General features: G+C 45.0%; 21 protein-coding genes and 1 pseudogene. 11 read left to right on the top strand and 11 right to left on the bottom strand.

What is annotated here, in order from left to right; genetic code table 11:
* Positions 1–90 precede the first annotated feature (90 nt).
* Together petA and petC are read right to left on the bottom strand one after the other, a co-directional pair.
* Complete coding sequence (gene petA, locus RIM23_RS27990) at positions 91–1080, bottom strand: cytochrome f (RefSeq protein WP_446371385.1); 990 nt, start codon at positions 1078–1080, stop codon at positions 91–93.
* A 76-nt stretch (positions 1081–1156) separates the two neighbouring features.
* Positions 1157–1699, bottom strand: coding sequence for a cytochrome b6-f complex iron-sulfur subunit (petC, locus tag RIM23_RS27985; protein WP_446371383.1), 543 nt, complete (start codon positions 1697–1699; stop codon positions 1157–1159).
* Positions 1700–1938: 239 nt separating this feature from the next.
* Here petC and RIM23_RS27980 point away from each other — a divergent pair, with 239 nt between their 5' ends.
* Positions 1939–2256 (top strand): DUF3067 family protein, encoded by a 318-nt coding sequence (locus RIM23_RS27980; RefSeq protein ID WP_446360519.1) that lies wholly within the window; start codon positions 1939–1941, stop codon positions 2254–2256.
* Between the two features lie 168 nt (positions 2257–2424).
* Positions 2425–3111 (top strand): PEP-CTERM sorting domain-containing protein, encoded by a 687-nt coding sequence (locus RIM23_RS27975; RefSeq protein WP_446371381.1) that lies wholly within the window; start codon positions 2425–2427, stop codon positions 3109–3111.
* 198 nt (positions 3112–3309) lie between these two features.
* On the opposite strand, the gene ureA is transcribed toward RIM23_RS27975, so the two are convergent.
* The 3 genes from ureA to RIM23_RS27960 form a co-directional block, all read right to left on the bottom strand.
* Positions 3310–3612, bottom strand: a complete 303-nt coding sequence (gene ureA / locus RIM23_RS27970) for an urease subunit gamma (RefSeq protein WP_446360520.1) — start codon at positions 3610–3612, stop codon at positions 3310–3312.
* Between the two features lie 6 nt (positions 3613–3618).
* Positions 3619–4629 (bottom strand): AI-2E family transporter, encoded by a 1011-nt coding sequence (locus tag RIM23_RS27965; RefSeq protein ID WP_446371379.1) that lies wholly within the window; start codon positions 4627–4629, stop codon positions 3619–3621.
* 265 nt (positions 4630–4894) lie between these two features.
* Positions 4895–5737 (bottom strand): urease accessory protein UreD, encoded by an 843-nt coding sequence (locus RIM23_RS27960; RefSeq protein ID WP_446371377.1) that lies wholly within the window; start codon positions 5735–5737, stop codon positions 4895–4897.
* A 171-nt stretch (positions 5738–5908) separates the two neighbouring features.
* Here RIM23_RS27960 and RIM23_RS27955 point away from each other — a divergent pair, with 171 nt between their 5' ends.
* Both RIM23_RS27955 and RIM23_RS27950 read left to right on the top strand, forming a co-directional pair.
* Positions 5909–6379, top strand: coding sequence for a TerB family tellurite resistance protein (locus tag RIM23_RS27955; RefSeq protein WP_446341961.1), 471 nt, complete (start codon positions 5909–5911; stop codon positions 6377–6379).
* A gap of 388 nt (positions 6380–6767) precedes the next feature.
* Positions 6768–8141 (top strand): cytochrome P450, encoded by a 1374-nt coding sequence (locus tag RIM23_RS27950; protein WP_446371375.1) that lies wholly within the window; start codon positions 6768–6770, stop codon positions 8139–8141.
* Here RIM23_RS27950 and RIM23_RS27945 read toward each other — a convergent pair.
* The 3 genes and pseudogenes from RIM23_RS27945 to RIM23_RS27935 all read right to left on the bottom strand — a co-directional run.
* Complete coding sequence (locus RIM23_RS27945) at positions 8045–9220, bottom strand: hypothetical protein (protein ID WP_446371373.1); 1176 nt, start codon at positions 9218–9220, stop codon at positions 8045–8047. The two genes, RIM23_RS27950 and RIM23_RS27945, sit on opposite strands and share 97 nt — an antisense overlap.
* A 304-nt stretch (positions 9221–9524) precedes the next feature.
* Positions 9525–10364 carry an ion transporter gene (locus RIM23_RS27940; protein WP_446371371.1) on the bottom strand — a complete coding sequence of 280 codons (840 nt, stop codon included), beginning with the start codon at positions 10362–10364 and terminating at the stop codon, positions 9525–9527.
* A gap of 71 nt (positions 10365–10435) precedes the next feature.
* Positions 10436–10834: pseudogene (locus RIM23_RS27935) on the bottom strand (GDSL-type esterase/lipase family protein); the annotation flags it as partial.
* A 216-nt stretch (positions 10835–11050) separates the two neighbouring features.
* Here RIM23_RS27935 and ppk2 point away from each other — a divergent pair.
* The 4 genes from ppk2 to RIM23_RS27915 all read left to right on the top strand — a co-directional run bounded on the left by ppk2 (position 11051) and on the right by RIM23_RS27915 (position 15954).
* On the top strand, positions 11051–11920 hold the full coding sequence (gene ppk2, locus RIM23_RS27930; RefSeq protein WP_446371369.1) for a polyphosphate kinase 2: 870 nt from the start codon (positions 11051–11053) through the stop codon (positions 11918–11920).
* Positions 11921–12100: 180 nt separating this feature from the next.
* Positions 12101–13438, top strand: a complete 1338-nt coding sequence (locus tag RIM23_RS27925; RefSeq protein WP_446371367.1) for an adenylosuccinate synthase — start codon at positions 12101–12103, stop codon at positions 13436–13438.
* A gap of 261 nt (positions 13439–13699) precedes the next feature.
* Positions 13700–14314: a 50S ribosomal protein L25/general stress protein Ctc gene (locus RIM23_RS27920; protein ID WP_446371365.1), complete on the top strand. Its 615-nt coding sequence runs from the start codon at positions 13700–13702 to the stop codon at positions 14312–14314.
* 101 nt (positions 14315–14415) lie between these two features.
* Positions 14416–15954: a bifunctional aminoglycoside phosphotransferase/ATP-binding protein gene (locus RIM23_RS27915; RefSeq protein ID WP_446371363.1), complete on the top strand. Its 1539-nt coding sequence runs from the start codon at positions 14416–14418 to the stop codon at positions 15952–15954.
* A gap of 87 nt (positions 15955–16041) precedes the next feature.
* On the opposite strand, the gene RIM23_RS27910 is transcribed toward RIM23_RS27915, so the two are convergent.
* Positions 16042–16209 carry a metallothionein gene (locus tag RIM23_RS27910; RefSeq protein ID WP_446371362.1) on the bottom strand — a complete coding sequence of 56 codons (168 nt, stop codon included), beginning with the start codon at positions 16207–16209 and terminating at the stop codon, positions 16042–16044.
* A gap of 399 nt (positions 16210–16608) precedes the next feature.
* On the opposite strand from RIM23_RS27910, the gene RIM23_RS27905 reads away from it, so the two are divergent.
* Complete coding sequence (locus RIM23_RS27905; protein WP_446371360.1) at positions 16609–17229, top strand: type I restriction endonuclease subunit R; 621 nt, start codon at positions 16609–16611, stop codon at positions 17227–17229.
* 91 nt (positions 17230–17320) lie between these two features.
* Here RIM23_RS27905 and RIM23_RS27900 read toward each other — a convergent pair whose 3' ends face one another.
* Entirely contained in the window at positions 17321–18745 is a 1425-nt protein-coding gene (locus tag RIM23_RS27900) for a protein adenylyltransferase SelO (protein WP_446371358.1), read from the bottom strand.
* A 160-nt stretch (positions 18746–18905) separates the two neighbouring features.
* On the opposite strand from RIM23_RS27900, the gene RIM23_RS27895 reads away from it, so the two are divergent.
* A complete protein-coding gene (locus RIM23_RS27895; protein ID WP_446335093.1) occupies positions 18906–19157 on the top strand; it encodes a chlororespiratory reduction protein 7 in 252 nt (83 codons plus the stop codon).
* Positions 19158–19427: 270 nt separating this feature from the next.
* The gene (locus tag RIM23_RS27890) at positions 19428–20675 is read left to right on the top strand and encodes a cation:proton antiporter domain-containing protein (RefSeq protein WP_446371356.1); all 1248 of its coding nucleotides are present in this window, start codon (positions 19428–19430) and stop codon (positions 20673–20675) included.
* Between the two features lie 142 nt (positions 20676–20817).
* On the opposite strand, the gene RIM23_RS27885 is transcribed toward RIM23_RS27890, so the two are convergent.
* Entirely contained in the window at positions 20818–21369 is a 552-nt protein-coding gene (locus tag RIM23_RS27885) for a DUF2854 domain-containing protein (protein ID WP_446335095.1), read from the bottom strand.
* Positions 21370–21875: the final 506 nt, after the last annotated feature.

The raw sequence follows: 21875 nt of genomic DNA, 5'->3' as shown, positions 1-21875 counted from the left end.
AACACCGATCAAACAAGGGACAGGCTATCTAACCTGTCCCTTTTTTATTGGAATACAATGAGTTGGCTGGGAAATAGCCAATCGCTGAACTTAGAAATTCATTTCAGCCGCTTGTACCTTCTCAATCTGCTTCTTCTTCAAGACGAGAAAGAGTTGAGAAAGCATAATTGCGCCAATGAAGACCATCAGCCATTTAATCCGAGTCGGGTCTTGTAAGACGATTTCACTGTCTACCTGACCAAATCCACCCACATTGGGATCGGTGGTTAAAGCCTCACCGGCTGCGACTTCTTGCCCTTGTGAAATCACTAATTCCGGTCCAGGGGGAATGGTATCCACAACTGTCCCCGCCTCAGGGGTTTGAATAGTGACTTCGTAGCCCCCTTCATCCAACTTGGTAATTTGAGAAATTACACCAGCTTTCGATGCATTGTAGACGGTGTTGTTACTCTTATTACCTGCGGGATAAACCTGACCGCGACCTCGGTTTGCCCCAATGTGAACTGAGTATTTGCCAAAATAGACGTCTTTTTCCGTTTTGGGATTGGGAGAAAGAACGGGGAAAACAATTTCTTGATACTGTTCACCCGGTAGGGGACCGACAATGACTACATTTTCCTGATCGGCGCTATAGGGTTGGAAGTAAAGTCCGCCAACTTTTTCCTTTAGTTCTTCAGGAATACGGTCTTCGGGAGCAATTTTAAAGCCATCGGGCAACATAACCACGGCACCCACATTGAGACCGCCCTTGGAACCGTCTCCTAAAACCTGTTGTGTGTCAAGGTCATAAGGAATTTTTACTACGGCTTCAAAGACAGTATCCGGTTTAATGGATTGGGGAAGTTCAACTTCTGTGGGTTTCGCGGCTAAGTGACAGTTAGCACAAACAATTCGTCCTGTTGCTTCGCGAGGGGTTGCTGGGGCAGTTTGCTGCGCCCAGAAGGGATAAGCCGCAGCAGATTGGGGAAGGGAAATATCACTAATGAAGAAAAATGCCACAGTTGCCAAAGTCAGCAAGAGGGCTTGGGTAATGATCCGCTTGCTGCTTTTGTACATCACCGATAAAGAAGGTGTTCTCATCGCTTAAGGAAAAAATTCACAATTCAAAAATGGGCTATGTCATTTGCCAATCACCAAGGACAAATGAGGAAAATCATTAAGTCCACCACGGATTGTCGCCCGTGCGGAAATCGGTTTCAGTCCACTGGGAGAAGGTGAGGGTATCGTCTTCGGTGACGTTGGCGTGAACCAACGCTAAAGACAACGGTGCCGGTCCGCGTACCACTTTGCCTTGACTGTTGTACTGAGAACCATGACAAGGACAGATGAACTTGTTCTCACTGGCATTCCAGGGAACAACACATCCGAGGTGAGTGCAGACGGCGTTGATCCCGTAGTCAGCAATCGCTTTGTCTTCGGTCACCACTACATAGGTGGGATCGCCTTTGAGACCTTGAGCCAAGGTGCGATCGCCTGGGTTATGGCTGCCTAAAAACTCGCTCACCTTAATATCATTGCCCAAAGCATCTTTGGCACTGACACCACCGCCAGTACCACCACTCGATGGGGGAATAAAATACTTGACGACTGGATAGAGGGCACCGACGAGAGTACCCGTAATCGTACCAAACGTCAAGAGGTTCATGAATTGACGACGCCCCATATCGGGGACATCTGGGGAGCCAGATACTTGAGCCATAACTGAACGCCTAAGGGTATATTTTTTTTAACAACTCTGGGACGATTCCCAGCATTTTCTTAGCCCCGCTCCTTTTATGAAGAGGGATTCAACAGCGAGCAGGGTTGCCACAATCCTTACTCACATAAGGATTTACAGCTTAAGCTATGAGTATTATTACATTCTTTGTACCCTTCTCATAAAGTCAAGAAACTTTATCTTTGTAAAAAAATGTAAACACTCAGCTAGGTAAGGGATTTATGACAGGACAACAGTTGCACCAAATCCTGCTCAGCAAGTGGGGACGCTCTTATGACATCCAGCTTCGGCGGACTCAAGGGAAAATCTTTGTTCAGGTGATGTGGAAGTACCTAGAGCAGAAGTCGTTTCCCCTGTCCGAAGTCGAGTATCTAGAGCGTCTGGACGCCATCGCCCATTATCTTCATGGTTGGGGTGCGGTTCCCCAAGTGCAAGAGTACATTGAGCAAACTCGTGAACGTCCCCGACTGGGGAAAGCTGTGAGTATTCCCATTGAGATGGGTGAGCGGGCGTCGGAATGGATGTTGGATGATTTTTAGGAGGTAAGAGGCAGGAGGCATTTGCTTGCGCTTCATAGAAGCTTTACATCACACGCTTGCTTTCTTCATCAACACTTCACAGCTCGATTTTCTCAAATCGAGTATTTTTACTTATAGGTAAAACTAATTAGTTTTATAAGTAAGTCCTATTAGCCAGGAAGGTTGCGAATGACTAGCATTTACCCGAAATTAGCATTTGCCGCTGTAGGAGCTGTTTTCGTTACATTCTCCTGTCCAAAAGCAGCACCCGCTACCACTATCATTTTTCAGGACAGAACCTCATTTAACCAAGCACTTGACAGTGACCCATCATTGATTAAAACAGTGGAAGGATGGGATAACCTTCCACAAGGAACAATCATTCCCAGTGGGTCAACTCTCAATGGCATAACCTACACATTGACCACAGGAGATGCTGCGATTGTTGGTGGTGTAAACATTAGTCCATTTAATAATTTATTCTTTTCAACGCTTGATTTTTCACCGACCCTAGATACAATCACATTTGGATTTGAGCAGCCAATTCTTGCCTTCGGAATTTCCTTACCCGCCACGTTTGGTATAGCAACCGGGGATTATTTTATTGAAACTGATATTGGCGATGTCGCTCCCAGTTTTTACGATGCTCCTCCGGGAGCGGAAGGCAAAGACATTGGAGCCTTTGCTGGGTTAATTTCTGATCAGCCTTTCAGTTCTGTAACCCTTCACGGCGTTGCCAATGCTCGCTATGGAATGGATGACTTGACCTTTGCTAGAAGCAGAACAGACGTTCCCGAACCTTCTACTCTGTTAGGTTTACTATCCCTTAGTGCCTTATCTCTGGGTTTACCACTCAAGCGCAGAAATAGAATTTAGCTGTACCCAAAATTCTCAATTAAGCGGGAAAATATACACTTAAAAACTATAGAGAGGTATTTTCGGACATGGTATTACTAACCCAGCTAACTATATTGCTACTGGCGCGGCACAGCTAAAATTGTGGGATAGATTTTACGGTGAAATTGGGCGCAAGCCTTGCGCCCCTACACCCCTCAAAATTTCCCTAATCTGCAACTAGCGGATGGGATTGTGAATTGTGACGAGTTTAGTCCCATCAGGAAAGGTGGCTTCAACCTGAACTTCCTGCACCATCTCTGGTATCCCTTCCATGACCTCATCCCTAGTTAGGAGAGTAGTTCCATCACTCATTAACTCTGCCACAGTACGCCCCTCTCTCGCCCCTTCTAAAATAGCCGCAGAAATATACGCTACGGCTTCTGGATAATTCAGCTTGAGTCCGCGTGCTTTGCGTCGTTCCGCTAATAGGGCGGCGGTGAAAACCAGTAATTTATCTTTTTCCTGGGGTGAGAGTTGCATAATAACTTAGTCTGTTCCCTTCATTTCATTGATTTCAAACAAACTGATCATAACTCCAGCCAGAGGAATTGCCAGAAAAACTCCCAGAAGTCCGGCAATTCTCGCACCTACTAATAAAGCAAAGAACATGACAACTGGATTCATATCAAGTGAGCCTTGCATAATTCGAGGCATCAGCAAATTCTCTTCGACTTGTTGTAAAATTACACAAATTGCTAAAACAGTGATACTTAGCCAAATTCCTTGAGGTAACACAATTAATGCGACAATGGTAATCCCTAAAGTTGCGCCAATTGCCGGAATCAGATCAAACACTCCCGCGATCGCGGCTAAAACTAAGGCATAGGGAATTCTAAACAGGACAAAAATAACAAAGGCAGAAATGCCAAAAAAAGCTGATAGTAGAAGTCGTCCCCAAAAAAATCCTAAAAAGTTGCGTTGAATAGCAATGCTTAGCTTATTTCGCAGGGGAGGGGGAAATTGTTGAAGAATGAAAGACCAAAGCCTTCCTCTATCTAGCAACATAAAAAATGCGACAACAGCAATCAAGATGAGATTGACGAACTGGGTTAGTAACTCTGATAATATTGCTAAACTAATGGTAATTCCTGAAAGAATTTGATTGCGGACAAATCCTTCAATGGCTTCGAGGTCAATTTGGAGATTCCATCTATCCAGAAACCTCTCAATTTGTCTTCCTAAAAATATAACTTGATCGATAATACCCGGTAATTCATTAATTAATTGTTGACCTTGAGATAAGAGTGCAAACCCTATTGTAACTGTAAAAATAAAGACTATAATAATCAGAATTAAAAACACCACAATAACGGCAATAGTATGTGGCATAAAATGCTGCAACCATCTCACTGGATAGGTGAGCAAAAATGCTAATACTGCGGCTAATGCAAAAACAACTATAACGGTTTCAAAATAAACAATGACTTTGAAAAAAATCAATCCTAAAAGAATTAAAAGTAAATATCGAATTAATTCACGGTTAGTTAAATTAATCATAAATATAATCGATTCAGTGGTGTTGAGTTCATTCTACATTTACCGAAGAATCTAAAATTAGAATGACAGTTAAGGTGATCACTTTATTGTCACATTTATCTTTTAAGATGAGTCTAATTTTACTGGGATTGACGAGAAATATTTCTGTACAACCCAGTGGGGTGATTGGTGATAATGTTGTCTTTCTCGTTTAAGGGGAAAATTATCCCACCTATCCAACGAGGGTGCTGTCCTTTGAGACAGGGTGTAGCTTTCAGCGTTTTGGCTAAACTAGCCAAACTCGTGGTTGGGAAACATTGCGTCCCAAATAAGTAAGGCGCAGACATTGCCAAACCTGGGTAAACCAGTTTCGCACTTCTGTGGTTGATGAACCGCGATAACGGCATAATAATCCTTGTGCCTGAGTTTGGGTAACTCCCGCTTCTCCTTGGCGCTGGCTGGCTGTCCACAGGTTTCTGGCATTGTCTACTATCTCCGATGATACGGGTTGCCCAATCCAGATCAGAGTTCCGACAATTGGCTGTCCGGCTAATCCATGGGGACTATCAAGCACTGCTTCCCCGCCTGGTAACCACTGACGATCAATCCACAACGGACGTCCTTGCTGCCAAATTTCGCTATGCGATCGCCAATCCCCTTGCAAGAACCTTTCCTTCCTAGCAGTACGCCCAAACCGGGTAATTTCCCAGGCTAACCAACTGGCGCCCGGAGCTAATTCTACCGTCATCTGCTGCTGATAAACGGCACCATTAAATACAATTGTTTCCTGCGGTAACCATTCCAAACAAGCCCCGGCTTCGACGTGGATATGAATCTTTTGTCTGGCTCTTTGCCCATTGCTGCGATAGATTTTACTCGCCGCCGCTGTGGTAATCAAGGCTTGGGCATTTTCTTGCAGGTGGATGGTTTGAGATAAGCGATCGCCACCGACAATACCCCCGGCTGTATGTAAGACTACGGTATGACAAACCCCTTGTCCTTCTGGGTAAAAAGGGCGCTGCACCTTCAGAGGGGAAGTTATGCGATCGCGCACTAAGCGGGTTTTACCCTGATCATCGGCATAGACTAACTCTAAACTGCCCTGCCATTCTGTTTGGGGATGAGACATTCAGCTTCACGACGAGCAAGCGTTAGTCAGAATCATACAAGCGATCACGCACCGATCTGGGTAACAAAGGCGGTAATGGGTTGTGAATTCAGTATCCGCAGGTTGCAGGCGATCGCCAACTTCAGAAAGAATCATGGTAAACTACCTTAAGTAGTACAAGGACTTGCAATTATGTCTAGTATAAAAACAGATGCGACGTTGTGGATGATGGATGAATTGTATGGGATCAAAGAAGTCCCACCGGATCAAGATTCTGAATCATTTACGAAAGCTGTTCTAATTTGTTCAAAAGGAGACGGAACAATATCACCAGAAGAAAGAGCTTGGTTTGTCGGATGTTCAGCAGCTTATCATAATACAAAAGGGTATGAACTCGCCAAAATTTATACCGGAGATGATGATTTACAGAAAGTTATAGGAGAAAGTTCTAATGTTGCTAGTCGGAAAGGGCGACTGATTATCATATATGTGGCGATTAAAACATGCAGTGCTGATGGAGGATATCATCCAGATGAGCAAAAAAAGATTCATCAAATGGCAGCACAATTAGGAATAGAAGAGAGTGTTGTTCGGGAGGTTGAACAATTGTGTCTGGAAGAAGCAGAAATACGTCAAAAACGCCTTGCTATTTTATCGGATTAAAAAAGTAAACAATAAGCTGTAATGCAATTTGCATAAGTCCTATTCAATCTCAAGAAATCCATAATCAACAGCTAGAAATAAACACAGATGATTATCTATTGTCACTCTGGGAAACTAAACGTCAAACCTGATGGCTGAAAGCCTTTGCTGCAAAGCATTTTGGCGTTTATAAACGGATAGAAACTCATGACATAGGGGTGACTTGTAAAACTCTCTCCTTGTAAGGGTTTCAACCTTTTTCATTCCGAAAGTGACATAAGATCGTTATAGTGTTTATTAATACGAAGTCGAGAGAGTACAAGAGTTTGAGTGTTATCCCGAATATCACCTTTGAGAAATGCTATACAATAAAAATAAGTCCACAAAGACTAGATAATCAACGATGACAATGGCATTACCTAACAGACCAAAACAATGTTGGCTTTTGCAGGTATTTAAGTGGCTCTCCGATCCAGTCGGTTATATGGAAGCCACAGCCAAAGAATATGGCGATATTTTTACCTCGCCAGTTGTGGTAAATCTTGGGGACGTTGTATTTATTAGTAACCCCCAAGGTTTACAAACAATTTTAAGCAATCCTCAACAGTTCCCTGCCTCTGGGAATTTAAATAAAACTCTTCAACCTTTATTAGGTAGTAATTCTATCATCTTGTTGGATGGTGAAGAACATAAAAAACGACGAAAATTACTGTTACCTCCGTTTCACGGAGAAAGAATGCAGGCTTATGGTCAGCTTATTTGCGATATCACTAAGAATGTGACGAGTCAGTGGAGGGTTGATCAACCATTTGCAATTCGGGACAGCTTACAAAAAATTGCCATGCGGGTAATTTTTTCTACGGTGTTTGGTCTGCATGATCGGCCCCATTATCGCCAATTACAAGAATTGTTATCTGCCAGACTCAATGCCACGAGTTCTCCCTTGAGTGCCAGCTTAATTTTTTTCCCATTTCTAGCAAAAGATTATGGGGATTGGAGTCCAGGGGCAAAGATTCAGCGTCACCAAAGACAAATTGATGAATTGCTTTACGCAGAAATTCGCGATCGTCGGGCTGAAGGCGAGAGCAATCGCACCGATATTCTCAGTTTATTATTATCAGCTCGTGACGAAAATGGTGAGGGGATGAGTGATGAAGAATTACGAGATGAGTTGATCACTTTGCTAGTGGGAGCTTACGAAAACACGGCGACGGGTCTGGCTTGGGCTTTTTATTGGGTTCATCGCTTACCAAAAGTTAAAGAGAAACTCTTAGCAGAAATCGATTCTCTGGGAGAGAATCCCAACCCGATGAGTTTGTTTAAACTTCCCTATCTGACTGCGGTTTGGCAAGAAACATTACGCATCTATCCAGTGGGAGTGTTGACCTTGCCTCGTTTGGTACAAGAATCTGTAGAAGTGGGGGGAACATATTTAGAAGCTGGGACAATTATCTTTCCCTGTGTTCATTTGCTGCATCAGCGTGAAGAGTTATACCCAGAACCTAAAAAGTTTAAGCCAGAACGCTTCCTGGAGCGTCAATTTTCCCCTTATGAATATATACCGTTTGGGGCGGGGGCTCGTCGCTGTATTGGTGCTGCATTGGCTGAGTTTGAAATGAAATTAGTGTTGGCAACCATTCTCAAGCAGTATCAACTAGAATTAGTTAATACTCGTCCGGTTAAACCTCAACGTCGCGGTTTGGCTATTGAGCCTGCGGGTGGGGTAACAATGATCCTGAAGGGCGATCGCATTTCTGAAGAAAAATCTCTAGTTGCTGTATAAAATGTATTGTGGTTAATTAATGCAACCTGATAAATTGCCTCCTTTCTGAAGCCACTGGTTTCAGAACTGGCTGATGTGTTTGGCAATGATAAAGCAACTTGCGGGGATCTGGGAGATAAACCCAGTTTCTTAGAAACTCCATCAAGGATCTTACGACTGCCTGTATGCATCAGACATACTTTAGCTTGGGATAGGTGGTTGATGGGTAATTGAGGCTGTTTTAGCAAAGCTTTCACCGTTGCTTCGGCATAAGCTGTCCCCCGTCGGGGAACTTCCCGTCGCATCCAATATTGGGGTACACCATTTATAGCTGGATGCTCAGTACCACCATCAGACATTACCAGTAAGTTGGCATCATCTGGGTTTTCGTTGGTTAAATGACAGATTGACCCAAAAGAAGCGCCAGATCGATTATTCTGGGAGCCGAGGAGTAACGCAACGGCGCCATCACCAAATAAAAAGGCTTGGATTACTTCTTCCGTGGAGCGGAGCATGGCTAACTGTTCGGCTGAAGGATCAGCCATTGCCTTAATTTCGCGAAAGCTATAGTATTGCCTACAAGAGAGATGTTTTATGGTGTAAGGTGTGGCTGCTTCAGAGATGACGACTAGGACTTTTTTGTTAGGATTAGCGAACAGATACCACTGAGCAACTTCTACTGCTTTGAGCAGTCCGGCACAGCCTAGACCCTGCATATTGATGATACTTATATCTGGCTTGAGGATACCATGTAACGAAGCCATCAGGTCTGAAGCGAGACCGGGTAGCAAGCGACTCTGGGTGTTTGTTACGGCAATCAGCAATCCTACCTGATCGGGAGCCACATCTGCACAGGCGAGGGATTTCTTCACCGCCAAAGCACCCAACTCTGTGGCTGTAGTAGCAGCTTGCATCTCCTCTTTGCCAAGGATTATTTCTCGAACATTATGCAGTACAGAATATCGGTTCTCTACTCCCATGTTCTGAATCGTTTTCACTAAGCTGGGTGATAATTTACCCCCTAACTCACTCAGCAGCGAAGCTGTGGATATGTTAGTTGATGGTAAAGTTGTAGCAATCGACAGAAGATGGGTGTACATTTTTGACTTGACTGTCCAACTAACTTTTCTTGATGGGCTAAAACTAAAGTTAATCTGACTAGGGATAGGGATAAGGTAGAATAATTAGCCAAGTGGGCTATAGCCACCCTAAATTATACTCTTTAAGGAATTTTTGTTCGACCCAACCTATAGTGGAGATAATGGCTGAAAGCATTGCTGGGTTTGACTTACAGGTTTTACGACAAAGGGGCGGCGAAACCATTGCCTAGAGCGTCGATTCAAGTAGATGCTCTGATTACGCTTACTGCTGTTCTAGCAAAACTTAGAGTTGTGTTTTACCCGATCAATGAATAGGTTTTCCACAATGAGGACAAAATTTTGAGGTTCGCTTACGTTTAAACGGGTGTTTCACTTGAAGTTCTTCCGAGAATCCAGACGCCAATATACCAGCAGGTAAAGCAAATAGCCCAATTCCCAGCACCGCTAACATCGCGCCCAGTAACTTCCCGATCAGCGTGACTGGATAGACGTCACCGTAGCCCACGGTGGTTAAGGTAATCACACCCCACCACATGGACATGGGGATATTCGGGAACTCTTCTGCCTGCGCCTCATGCTCGGCAAAATAAATTAGACTAGAGGAGCAAAATAACAAAATAAACAAAATAAAAAATGTTATAATTAATTCTTCTTTTTTTGAACGAATAACTCGCCCTAATGTTCTTAATGAAGCCGAATAACGGCTCAATTTTAAAATTCTAAAAAATCGGAATAATCGTAAAGACCTTAAAAATCGCAAATCGGGGAATAGGAGCGGTAGATAAAAAGGGAAAATTGCAATTAAATCGATGAGCATTAAAGGCGTGAACATAAATCGTAACCGTCCCCTGATCGAATGCTTATAGTCCGTATTTACTGTACATGTCCAAAGCCTTAAGATATATTCAACACTAAATACGACAATTGAAACCTCCTCAAAAATAATAAAGTATCGTTTATACTGACACCCAATTGGATCAACTGTTTCCAAGGTAAAAGCAATCAAGTTTAGGGCAATTAATGTCCAAATAAATAGGTCAACTATTTGGCTAGCAGTATCCCTAATATCCGTCCGCTCTAAGATTTGATAAATTCGCACCTTAAGTCTGTCTATCATGGCGTCTTTTGCTGAGGGATGATGCATAAAAGACTAATGATCCATTGAATATATGAATTATGACTTATGCAATTTGATTTCCTGTTCCTTGTTCTTTAACATAGCTGACCGGGATAAAATAGAGTACGCTCAATTTGGAAGCCATCAAAGTCTGTATAATTACGACCCGTGGGGCGTCCGACACGGGCAGAATCATTCACACCTACAGACAAGATTATGGTATCAGGGACGCGATTTCTCAATTCACCCCGACGGCGAAACTCATGTTCGAGACGTTCTTCGACTTGCTTGACACCATCACCTCGGACGCCCAAATTGTAGAGGACATGACCGGGACTATCGGGTAACATGTATTGGCGTCGCAGCCGTTCAACCCAGCCGCCTCCTTCGGGATCACCAAATCCATAGATCAGGCTATCGCCCAAGACAACCAGTTTAAGGGGATGTCCGGGATTTCGGTGAGAGGGATGAAGACTAGGAGCAACGATGGTTTGCATAGACAGTTGTAGTTCGTCAGGTGTTTGTTAACAAATCGATACATTTGCAGGAATTGATACAATGTTACCTTATCGGAGGCTCACGCCATAGTCCCTAGATTTTCTGTGTTAGCCAAGCAGGACCTTAGCCAAAGCCCAGTTAAGATGAATGGCAGTAAAAAGCGTGCATTGGGGGATTGCCGTATCCCGTAGGGTGGGCATTGCCCACCAGCTATAATGTCCAAAAAGTCAAGCAACGAAAAAGTGACAGATAAAACAGATTCCCTAGTCAAAGAAAAAGAAAAAGTGAAAACCGACAAAAGCAAATCCAAGAAACTGAAGAAGAAAGTTTACAAACGGGAATTGCGTCGGCTACAGGTTGAGTTAGTCAAATTGCACGAATGGATTAAACAAAAGGGATTAAAAGTCGTCGTCGTTTTTGAAGGGCGGGATGCAGCCGGGAAAGGTGGCGCAATCAAGCGGATTACGGAATGCTTGAATCCCCGTGTGTGTAAAGTTGTGGCTCTGGGTACGCCCACAGAGCGAGAGAAAACCCAATGGTATTTTCAACGTTATGTGCCATATCTGCCAGCAGCCGGGGAGATGATCCTGTTTGACCGCAGTTGGTACAATCGAGCCGGTGTGGAACGAGTGATGGGGTTTTGTACGGATGATGAGTATCAGGAGTTTTTGCGATCCTGTCCAGAATTTGAATGCATGATTCAGCGAGCAGGAATTATTCTGATCAAGTATTGGTTTTCCGTAAGTGACGATGAGCAAGAACGTCGTTTTCGTCAACGCATGGAAGATCCAACCAAGCGCTGGAAACTTAGTCCGATGGATTTAGAGTCTCGCGCTCGCTGGGTGGAGTATTCTAAAGCTAAGGATGAAATGTTTGCCGCGACGGATATTAAGCAATCGCCTTGGTATGTGGTGGAAGCCGATGATAAAAAACGTGCCCGTCTCAATTGTATTTCTCACCTGTTAAGTCTGATCCCCTATAAAGATCTAACACCAGACCCAATGGAATTACCCCCCCGACAGCAGGAATGGGATTATGTTCGTCCGCCTATGTCTACACAAACCTTTGTCCCAGAGCTTTTCTAAGGTTTCGGTGTAGGGTGCTGGGGTGCTGGGGTGCTGGGGAGATGAGGGAGATGAGGGAGATGAGGGAAGGGAGCAACGAATAACGAATGATGAATGACAAATGACAAAATCGATTGACAGCGATCGCACCTGCTGCACATAATGGTGATTTGTGTAAACTTTAGCGCGTATAATAAACCCTTGGCTAACGTTGTTGTAATCGGTGCCCAATGGGGCGATGAAGGAAAAGGTAAAGTCACCGACTTACTAAGCAAGTCCGCAGATGTCGTCGTCCGTTACCAGGGGGGGGTCAATGCGGGACATACCGTGGTGGTTCAGGGTCAAACCTTTAAGCTGCACCTGATTCCCTCTGGGATTTTATATCCAGAAACAGAATGCATTATCGGTTCGGGGACAGTGATTGACCCCCAAGTTCTGATTGGTGAACTCGATCAGCTAGAGCAATTAGGCATTTCTACCCAAAAACTGCTCATTTCCGAAACTGCCCACGTCACTATGCCTTACCATAGGTTAATTGACCAAGCATCGGAAGAGCGACGGGGAGACCATAAAATCGGCACCACAGGTCGGGGAATTGGTCCAACCTACGCCGATAAATCGGAGCGCATCGGGATTCGAGTCGTTGATCTGATGGACGCTGATATCCTCCGCAAACAGCTTAATTGGACCATTAATTATAAAAATGCTGTTATAGAAAAACTCTATAATATACCTCCCCTAGACCCCGCGACCGTGATCGAGCAGTATCTAGCTTATGCTGAACGATTACGCCCTCATGTTGTTGACTGTTCCCTCAAAATTTATGATGCCATTCAACAACGACACAATATCTTATTTGAAGGGGCGCAAGGGACGTTACTTGACTTGGATCATGGAACCTATCCCTACGTCACCTCATCTAACCCTGTCGCCGGTGGCGCTTGTGTGGGTGCAGGGGTAGGACCGACGATGATTGATCGGGTCATCGGTGTAGCCAAAGCCTATACAACTCGTGTTGGTGAGGGACCGTTTCCCACAGAACTTCATGGTGACCTTGGACAACTATTATGCGATCGCGGCGCAGAATTTGGTACAACAACCGGACGTCGCCGTCGCTGCGGTTGGTTTGATGCGGTCATTGGTCGCTATGCTGTCCGCATTAATGGGATGGATTGTCTGGCGATCACAAAGCTTGATATTCTCGATACCCTAGAAGAACTAAAGGTTTGTGTCGCCTACGAAATCAACGGTCAACGCTGTGAGGACTTTCCCAGCAATGCGCGTCGGTTTGCTCAGTGTAAACCAATCTATAAAACTCTACCCGGTTGGCAACAATCCACCGTTCACTGTCGCGCATTAGAAGATTTACCCAAGCAGGCGTTGGCTTATCTAAAATTCCTGGCAGAACTGATGGAAGTTCCCATTGCACTCGTGTCTTTAGGTGCTAGCCGTGATCAGACTATCATCGTAGAAGATCCCATCCATGGACCAAAACGAGCCTTGCTAGATGCTAATGGTATCCCAGTAACATCGGGATAACTTGTCATTTGTCCTTTGTCATTTGTTCTTTGTCAAAACAATAGTGAGATTGGATTTGACTTTTGAACTGAACCATACATGTAGTCGCGGGAGGGCATTCCGAGACTTAAAACGGACAGGGAGTGCGTGTAAGACCTTCTATGAGGCGGTGTGCGTAGAGCTGTCAACTCCCCAAAAGCGACCGTAAGGGTTTGGTTACCTTTCCCCCTACGGCGTGGTGAGGATGTCAACAACACCAACACTTGAACCAAAAGATTAACTATGGAAGTTAAAGTTGAATGTCAAAAGCGAGCCGAGGGAAGCAAACCCAAAGCCTTACGTCGAGAGGGTTTAATTCCAGCAACACTCTATGGTCACCAGGGAGCCGAATCAGTCGCGCTCACGGTTCCAGCTAAAGCCGCAGAAACCTTGCTCAAGCAGGCTGATATTAACCATACCCCAATTGAGGTCAACATTCCTGACCTACCTTGGAATGGAAAAGTGCTGCTGCGAGAAGTGCAAACTCATCCCTGGAAGCCTATCCTTTATCACCTCAGCTTTTTCTCTGTGGCAACTCAGGATACCATCCAGATATCCTTACCTGTAAATTTGGTCGGAACTGCTGTTGGAGTGAAGCAAGGTGGCATTGTAGAACATGTCATGACTGAACTTCAAGTCGAATGCGCTCCGGATAATATTCCAGAAACCATTGACGTTGATATCTCGAACTTGGATGTAGGCGCCAGCTTGCATGTTCACGAAATTGTCCTACCTGCAGGCGCTACTGCTATGGATGATCCACAACGACCGGTGGTTAATGTCCTGGGTGCGCCCACTATGGCGGCTGAACCCTCACAGGAACAGCAACCGACATCCCTGTTATCTGAAGGAATTTAACCTCAGGGCAATTGCTTTTCTAGCCAGGGAACATAAGATTATCCCTGGCTTTTTTGTCATTAATCACTTGTCCTTTGGTATTTTTACGTAAATTAAACGATATGTCACAAAGCACTATTTCAGATCTAATTAACCAAATGAAGCAACCGGATTTTTATCCTCATCCGGTTAAAACACCCATTGAATTGATTCAGACTCATGTTTCTTACGTGTTTCTGACAGGGGATTATGCCTATAAAGTCAAAAAAGCCGTTAACTTTGGCTTCTTAGATTTTTCAACCTTGGAGAAACGAGAGCATTTCTGTTGGCAAGAGTTACAGATGAATAAACCCCAAGCACCGGAGATTTATCTGGACGTTTTGCCGATTACTCAAAAAGCCGATCGCTTTATTCTCGGAGATGACACTCAGCCTGTAGAATATACCCTGAAAATGTGCCAATTTCCCCAGGAGGCACTGTTTAGCACGCGGTTTGAGCAAGGCAAATTGACCGCAACTGATATGGAAAACCTGGGACGAGTAGTGGCTCAATTCCATGCTCAAAGCCAAACCAATGACTACATCCGCAGCTTTGGTACACCTGCGAAGATTCGTGAAGCCTATGACGAAAATTATCAGCAAACGGAAAACTATATCGGTGGACCGCAAACCAAAGAGCAATTTAAAGAAACTCAACAATTTAGCGATCGCTTTTTTGCCCAACGACAGGCGTTATTAGAGCAGCGCCGGGAAAATAACCGGATTCGGGAATGTCACGGAGATTTGCACCTGAGAAATATTTGCCTGTGGCAAGATAAGATTCAACTGTTTGATCGGATTGAATTTAATGAACCGTTCCGCTTTGTGGATGTAATGTATGATATTGCCTTCGCGGTGATGGATTTGGATGCGCGGGATGCCAAAGATTTGGGGAATGCGTTTCTCAATACCTATTTGGAGCAAACCGGAGATTGGGAAGGGTTACAGGTATTGCCATTGTACTTAAGCCGCCAAGCTTATGTGCGGGCGAAGGTTACGTCGTTCTTACTCGATGATCCGGCTGTTCCAGAGGAGACGAAGCAAGACGCCGCTAAAACAGCAGCAGACTATTATCGACTGGCTTGGGACTACACGAAAACGAATTCCGGACAAGTCGTGATTATGTCAGGGTTATCGGGTTCGGGGAAAAGCACAGTAGCACGACAATTGGCGCAGCAGTTGGGGGCAATTCACCTGCGCTCCGATGCGGTACGTAAACATTTAGCGGGTATTCCGTTGGATCACAAAGGCACCGATGAACTTTATACCCCACAGATGAACCAGAAAACTTACGATCGCCTGTTAGAATTGGGTATTATGTTGGCACAGCAAGGCTTTCCCGTGATTCTCGATGCTAAATATGATCGACAGGCATTTCGAGGGGACGCGATCGCAAAAGCACAGTCACATCAGTTACCCTTACGGATTCTACACTGTAGTGCCCCCATGGAAGTCCTGCGCGATCGTCTCTCATCCCGCACAAAAGATGTATCGGATGCAACAGCGGATTTGCTCACTCGCCAACAAGCCACGGCTGAACCCTTCACTGAGGCGGAACAATCTCTAGTCACGACAGTAGACACGACTCAAGATTGGCAATCACAGTTAGGGGTTGCTGAATAAGTATTGTGGTGAGAGGAGGGAACAGGGAACTACACCCTACACCCTGTCTCCTATTCAAGTAGCTTACCCGCCCCTTCAGCGACGTGACTAAGCGTGACATGCACAACCCGAATGCCCACAGCCAGCTCCGTTGGGATGACCGTTAGCGCAAGCATCGCTACAGTAGTATTTGCCGTCTTTTTGCACGGCTGAATCGGTACTTACCATGCACTCACAGGAGTCACAGGCACATTGCGTTTGAGTAGCAGTTGTCATTACTTCTCTCCAGAATAGAGTTTGACTCAATATCTGAACAGGTCTTCAGATATTTTTTTTATGGTAACACCTGAATGAGCGTTCAGATATTAAATTTCCCTTAAGAGCCTGTCTGAGAACGAGGAAGCCTGTCTGGGTGTTGCTGGTTGAGTACAGGATTCCTGTTCATGTTGGCGAAGCAATTCCTGATGTTTTGCTAGGGTTAGCTACCCCCTTTATAATCTAGTCCGCGCAGGCGGACGAAAGGCAAGTGTAGCTGCGACTTCCTCCTCGCCATGGCAAAAAGGGGGTTTCAAAGACGGATTCGGCTTGCAGGTTGAAATCACCCCCTAGAATAAAAGAACGCGCAGGCGTTGCCAACTTCCAAGAGAAATCGCCCCTTTATCTCAAATCTATACCATGCCCCAGGTTATTGGTGTTACCAAAGCAATTACAAACTTAAACCAGGCGCATCATACCTTTCAATTGCAGCCGACAACGAAGCCAACCTTCTTCCCCGAATGGCTAGAACCCTTACCAGAACTCAATCTGGGGGAAATTGAAAAGTGCGATCGCCTGCGGACTCGTTATCGTTATTACCAAGCCGAAGGTGCGATTACCGAAAGTACCGTAAACCTGATTATAATCGCTCCAATTCTAGAACTATTAGGCTTGTACGATCCCCCCTATCTCATCAAAGGGGAAAAATACATCAAAATCGAAATCGAAGACAAAGACCAAATCCTAGAAGGACTCATCGATATTTTAGTCATGCAGGATAGATTATGGCTAATTCTGTTAGAAACCAAACGTTATGGTTTTAGTGTGATGCAGGCTTTACCCCAAACCCTCGCCTACATGATGTCTAACCCCACAACAGAGAATCCCGCTTATGGTTTAATCACCACCGGAGAAGATTACCTTTTTGTGAAACTAAACCCTCAACAAAAAGAGTATGATTTATCCGACAAATTTACCCTCTCAACTCGCCGTGATAACCAACTGCATCGGGTGATTCAAATTTTAAAACGACTCATCTAGAAAAAAGTAATTCGTCATACTCGCTTTTATCGAGAAGCAAGCTACGTCATTGGTCATTTTTCCTTTGTTATCTCATTCCTGAGAGAACAAGTTATTCTTTCGCTTGTAAGCGTCTCACCAACTCATTAAACGGTTGCCAATTATCCTCGCGATCGATATCTGCCCAAACCTCTTCAATAACAGGTCGTAGTAATGCGGTTTTCGGATTCTTCTCCTGTAACCGCTCAGTCATTTTATCCAACTCATCTGTTGACAAATCCTGCAAAATATGGTGGTATAATTCGCGCCAATTGGCTAATAACACTTGCTGTTCAGCAGACTGGCAAAAAGACGCCTGATGAAAAATTTGTGAAGCATCATCGCGCCAAGTTGGGTGAAACTGCTGGGTTAATTCAGTGAAGAAGGCATGATATCCTACCTGAGTTTCTTTTAACAACTCAATCGTCCTCTTCAATAACTCATCGCCCTGGGGTTTATTCACTTGCTCAAATCCCAGCTTATTCAGCATCAACTGTCGATAGGCTTGATGATAGTGTTCGTCATAAGCCGCTAACCCAGCTTCCATATCAGCAACCGGAATCACCATACCTAACGGCTGCTGCAACATTTCCAAATTTAACCGACAAATACTCGGTTGATTGCCATAACAATAGCGTCCGTAATAGTCGAAATACGCTGCCGTGAACACAGGATTATAGGTGGGGATAAAAGCATAGGGACCATAATCAAAACTTTCCCCCGTAATCGACATATTATCGGTATTTAAAACAGCATGACAAAACCCAGCTGCCATCCATTGGGCAACTAACCCTGCCACTCGTTTCACTAACTCAGCGTAAAATTGGCGATATTGCTCAACTCTATCCTTCTGTTGCAATAGATGGGTGTAGTAACAGTCAATGACATGATCAAGCAGTGTTTTGATTAAATCCCGACGTTTAAAATAGCGCAACCGTTCAAACGTGCCAAACCGGATATGAGAACGACTCATCCGGACCATCACCGATGAACGAGTTGGAGATGGTTCATCCCCTCGCCACAACTGTTCCCCGGTTTCAATCAGACTTAAACAGCGAGAAGTACGCACACCCAAACTATGCAACGCTTCCGCCGCGAGGACTTCCCGTACTCCACCTTTAAGAGTCAATCGACCATCCGCACCCCTAGAATAGGGAGTTGTCCCGGAACCTTTCGTGCCAAAATCATAAAGTTCGCCATCGGTTCCCCGCACTTGACCATAGAGAAACCCGCGACCATCTCCTAATCTAGAATTATATTCGCCAAACTGATACCCGTGATAGCGCAAGGCTAAAAAGGGTCGTATACCCACAAACTTACCAAAAGCCTGGATAAAATCACTATCTGTCACCCTTTGCGGGTCTAACCCTAAAATTGGCAGCAGTTGGTCATTGCGGAACCGCAGGTGATGACAGGGGAATTCGGCGGCGGCGACTTCATCAAAATAGTCATAGCCGAGGGATTCTAAGGCTCTTTCGTATTCTAGGGAGAGAAACATATTGATGTTGGTCAGTTGAAGCTAAATGTAGGAGAGTACATTTATAATAGTCTCCTGCTGCTCGGTTATGTGGATAATCTAGCCCATTGGCAGTATTCTAGTTACCGTGGATGTAATTAACGATTTTTATTAACTGTTGAACTAAATCCTGAAATGAACCATGCCAGATTCAATCATGTATCAAGAAGATGCTTATGTGGTTCTGGAAACGAATCAACCTGAGCAATTTCTCACACCGGAGGAGTTACTGGAAAAACTTAAGTCCATTTTAGCAACACGACAGGATAATTTACCCCGTGATTTACAGCAGTTTTCCTCTGTAGAGGAGCAAGCCAAGTATTTAATGGAAACCTCTTGTGACTTAGACATGGAACCTGGAGAATATTTGCAATGGTATGTCGTGCGGCTATAAAAGCCGTAGTAAAAAAGAACTCCTGACCTCAAATATTTGGAGTTCTTTTGAAATGGAATTTTTAAAATCAACCTCTCAAGTAGTTTATGTATCTCCATATAATTACCTTACCCTCATGATAATCTACCTAGGGGTAGATTGGGAACATTACAGTTTTGTTTTAACTTAGATAAAATAATTCAACTTTTGATAAAAACGATGATAATTCAGTAAAAAAATATTAACTAAATTGTCAATAAATCCGTGTCAGCCAGCGCGATCCTACTCATCATGAATCAGCTAAACATTGCTATAACCGCCATCGCCGCACTGGTTGTGGCTGTGGGGTTACTCTCTAAACCACTGCGGCGGATGTATTTTTCCGACTCGACGATTGCGCTGCTGTTGGGCGTTCTGATGAGTTCAGATGTTCTGGGGTGGCTTGATATAAGTAGCTGGTGGGGCAATAAAGAACTCCTAATTGAGGAAGCCGCTCGTTTAACCCTTGCCATTGGTTTAATGGGTGTTGCCCTACGCATACCCAAAGGATATGTTCCCCGACATTGGAAGTCTTTAGTGGTGATACTGGGGCTAGTCATGCCCCTGATGTGGTTGAGCAGTGGTTTACTGGTGTGGTGGTTATTGGGTCTCCCCTTTGGGGTAGTCATGCTGATTGGGGCAGTGATAACACCGACTGACCCGGTTGTCTCGACGGATATTGTTACGGGTGTCATTGCTGAGGAAAACATTCCCGGACGCCTACGTCACCTCATTTCCAGTGAATCAGGGTTGAATGATGGGCCAGCGTATCCGATAGTTTATCTACCCATTCTATTCCTGACGCGATCGCCAGGAGTTGCTCTTTCCCATTGGGTGCTGCACACCTTACTTTGGGAAATCGGTGTCGCTGTTGTGGTTGCTGTATTGTTGGGCTATACTGCGGGTAGATTATTAGTCTGGTCTGAAAAGAAGGACTTAATTGAGAAAAAGTCGATTCTGGCTTATACGATTGCCCTTTCACTTCTGGCATTGGGGGCAGCGAAGCTACTAGGTAGCGATGGTATTCTAGCTGTTTTTATAACAGGATTAGTCTTTGATGGACTCGTGAATACTCAGCAAAGAACTCAGGAAGAGCGAATCCAAGAAGCTGTGGATCGCTTCTTTACTCTACCCATTTTTCTGTTATTGGGTTTGGTAATGCCCTGGCAAGACTGGCTGCAATTGGGCTGGAAAGGCTTACTGCTAGTGGTAGCCGTCTTGCTCTTGCGCCGCCTCCCCGCAATCTTGGCTCTCAGTCCTTGGATTAAGCGCCTACACGGTGTCTCAGATTCTCTGTTCGTGGGTTGGTTTGGTCCAATTGGCGTTGCGGCTCTTTACTACTCTCATCTAGCGCTGCGCCTCACAGGTAATCATCAGGTTTGGGTAGTTAGCAGCTTGATGATTTTTGCCTCTATCCTCGTCCATAGTATTAGTGCCACACCTTTGAGTCAACTGTATGGCTCTAAACATCAGCATCGCCAAGCATCTGAAGCTCACTAGATCATGTGCACTCATTGAAAAAATCTGCAAGAAAGTGGAGGTGGCTGGGTTGGTTCGTAGTTGCGCTGTCTTCGCTAAAGCCCACCTACAAACTACACAGCACACCCTCTCCCCACTTTCCTGCCTAATAGTCTCAATTTAATCAGGTTTGGGATGCCGCAATCAACGCCACATCAACCTGGTCTTCCTCAGATTGGCTCAATTCAACTCGGATATTCGGACCGAAAAACTTCTCAATCTTTTCCCGCTTTTGTTCCCATGTTTCAAAAGGAATCAGTGGCGAGTAAAATTCCAGTACTAAAGTGTAAGCGCCATCCACTATAGTTTCTCGTAAACTATTGAGGACAGGGCGTTCCTCATCGCTAGGAGACAGACCCAAACTTTCCAGGGAGCTATCCAGGTGAGCGTCTTGACCGTAACGATAACGCATCACATCTTGGCGAATTTGGTTTTGAATGGGAGTAGCCGTCTGCTGTCGCTGTTGTAACACGTCCGGTGGTGTGGGTTGACTTAAGGGTACAGGCTTGAGTTCGGCAGCTTTCAGGGCAAAACCACCCAGTAAGATGGGGACGCCGTAGAAAAATCCTACTAAATTTAAGGTGGCGTTCTCGGTAGCATAAGCCACAAAGCCGATGATGGTAAGTACTCCCCCAACCCACAGTCCTACCGTTCCCAAGGAAATTTTGCGTAACATCTTAATTCAACTATCTACACAACAATCACTTTAGCTTAAACGGTGGGAAGTCCCGCGCTGTAATCATAGGGTCAACATCGTCTTGTCTTCGTTATACTAGGCAAATTCGCTCTCAATACTGCAAAGGATGGACTGATCACCCCTAGTTCCGCTTTTTGATCCCCCTCTATATCCCTTCCGTCCCCCTTATAGATCCCCCTTCCGTCCCCCTTATAGATCCCCCTTCCGTCCCCCTTATAGATCCCCCTTCCGTCCCCCTTATAGATCCCCCTTCCGTCCCCCTTATAGATCCCCCTTCCGTCCCCCTTCAAAAGGGGGAAGCCAGAGGATGCTTCGCGTTTATTGCACGGGGGAGACCAGAGGATGCGAGAGCTTTTTTTGCACGGGGGAGACCAGCGGATGCGAGAGCCTTTGTTGCACGGGGGAGACCAGCGGATGCGAGAGCATTTATTGCACGGGGGAGACCAGCGGATGCGAGAGCATTTATTGCACAGGGGAAGCCAGAG

Origin of the sequence: Coleofasciculus sp. G3-WIS-01 (assembly GCF_040223135.1) — a bacterium.
GTDB lineage: Bacteria > Cyanobacteriota > Cyanobacteriia > Cyanobacteriales > Coleofasciculaceae > Coleofasciculus.
Note: the sequence above shows the minus strand (reverse complement) of the source record. Positions and strands in the feature narration are given on the sequence as shown.

Excerpts from the sequence above, each read along its gene's own strand:
- petA (WP_446371385.1), bottom strand. The coding sequence starts at position 1,080 with ATGAGAACACCTTCTTTATCGGTGATGTACAAAAGCAGCAAGCGGATC.
- petC (WP_446371383.1), bottom strand. The coding sequence starts at position 1,699 with ATGGCTCAAGTATCTGGCTCCCCAGATGTCCCCGATATGGGGCGTCGT.
- RIM23_RS27980 (WP_446360519.1), top strand. The coding sequence starts at position 1,939 with ATGACAGGACAACAGTTGCACCAAATCCTGCTCAGCAAGTGGGGACGC.
- RIM23_RS27975 (WP_446371381.1), top strand. The coding sequence starts at position 2,425 with ATGACTAGCATTTACCCGAAATTAGCATTTGCCGCTGTAGGAGCTGTT.
- ureA (WP_446360520.1), bottom strand. The coding sequence starts at position 3,612 with ATGCAACTCTCACCCCAGGAAAAAGATAAATTACTGGTTTTCACCGCC.
- RIM23_RS27965 (WP_446371379.1), bottom strand. The coding sequence starts at position 4,629 with ATGATTAATTTAACTAACCGTGAATTAATTCGATATTTACTTTTAATT.
- RIM23_RS27960 (WP_446371377.1), bottom strand. The coding sequence starts at position 5,737 with ATGTCTCATCCCCAAACAGAATGGCAGGGCAGTTTAGAGTTAGTCTAT.
- RIM23_RS27955 (WP_446341961.1), top strand. The coding sequence starts at position 5,909 with ATGTCTAGTATAAAAACAGATGCGACGTTGTGGATGATGGATGAATTG.
- RIM23_RS27950 (WP_446371375.1), top strand. The coding sequence starts at position 6,768 with ATGGCATTACCTAACAGACCAAAACAATGTTGGCTTTTGCAGGTATTT.
- RIM23_RS27945 (WP_446371373.1), bottom strand. The coding sequence starts at position 9,220 with ATGTACACCCATCTTCTGTCGATTGCTACAACTTTACCATCAACTAAC.
- RIM23_RS27940 (WP_446371371.1), bottom strand. The coding sequence starts at position 10,364 with ATGCATCATCCCTCAGCAAAAGACGCCATGATAGACAGACTTAAGGTG.
- ppk2 (WP_446371369.1), top strand. The coding sequence starts at position 11,051 with ATGTCCAAAAAGTCAAGCAACGAAAAAGTGACAGATAAAACAGATTCC.
- RIM23_RS27920 (WP_446371365.1), top strand. The coding sequence starts at position 13,700 with ATGGAAGTTAAAGTTGAATGTCAAAAGCGAGCCGAGGGAAGCAAACCC.
- RIM23_RS27915 (WP_446371363.1), top strand. The coding sequence starts at position 14,416 with ATGTCACAAAGCACTATTTCAGATCTAATTAACCAAATGAAGCAACCG.
- RIM23_RS27910 (WP_446371362.1), bottom strand. The coding sequence starts at position 16,209 with ATGACAACTGCTACTCAAACGCAATGTGCCTGTGACTCCTGTGAGTGC.
- RIM23_RS27905 (WP_446371360.1), top strand. The coding sequence starts at position 16,609 with ATGCCCCAGGTTATTGGTGTTACCAAAGCAATTACAAACTTAAACCAG.
- RIM23_RS27900 (WP_446371358.1), bottom strand. The coding sequence starts at position 18,745 with ATGTTTCTCTCCCTAGAATACGAAAGAGCCTTAGAATCCCTCGGCTAT.
- RIM23_RS27895 (WP_446335093.1), top strand. The coding sequence starts at position 18,906 with ATGCCAGATTCAATCATGTATCAAGAAGATGCTTATGTGGTTCTGGAA.
- RIM23_RS27890 (WP_446371356.1), top strand. The coding sequence starts at position 19,428 with ATGAATCAGCTAAACATTGCTATAACCGCCATCGCCGCACTGGTTGTG.
- RIM23_RS27885 (WP_446335095.1), bottom strand. The coding sequence starts at position 21,369 with ATGTTACGCAAAATTTCCTTGGGAACGGTAGGACTGTGGGTTGGGGGA.